The organism is Streptomyces bugieae (assembly GCF_036352915.1).
Lineage (GTDB): Bacteria > Actinomycetota > Actinomycetes > Streptomycetales > Streptomycetaceae > Streptomyces > Streptomyces endophytica.
In genome coordinates, this window is the sequence record NZ_JAZBJP010000224.1 from 1 (window position 1) to 396 (window position 396).

A 396-nucleotide genomic window follows, 5' to 3' on the forward strand; every position below is an offset into this window, starting at 1 on the left:
AACGCCGGGATGGCGGTGGAGACGGTGCGGTAGGTGCAGTGCAGACCGACCTCGACACCGCCGCCCATCGCCGCGCCGTTGTAGTACGCGAACGTCGGGACCGCGAGGCCGGAGAGGCGGCGGAAGACGTCGTGGCCGCCCTTGCCGATGGCGAGCGCGTCCTCGTGGCGGCCGAGCAGCTCGACGCCCTTGAGGTCGGCGCCGACGGCGAAGATGAACGGCTTGCCGGTGATGCCGACGCCGGTGATGGTGCCGTCGGCGGCCTCCTTCTCGACCTGGTCGATCGCGGCGTTCAGGTTCGCCAGCGACTGCGGTCCGAAGGTGGTCGGCTTGGTGTGGTCCAGGCCGTTGTCCAGCGTGATGAGCGCGAACCGCCCGGCGCCGTACGGCAGGTCC

At 71.0% G+C, this 396-nt stretch carries 1 protein-coding gene; it reads right to left on the reverse strand.

All coding sequences use genetic code 11. The annotated features are described in order from the left end of the window. The coding region (locus tag V2J85_RS40985; RefSeq protein ID WP_330824443.1) for an enoyl-CoA hydratase/isomerase family protein at positions 1–396 on the reverse strand (396 nt) is incomplete at both ends.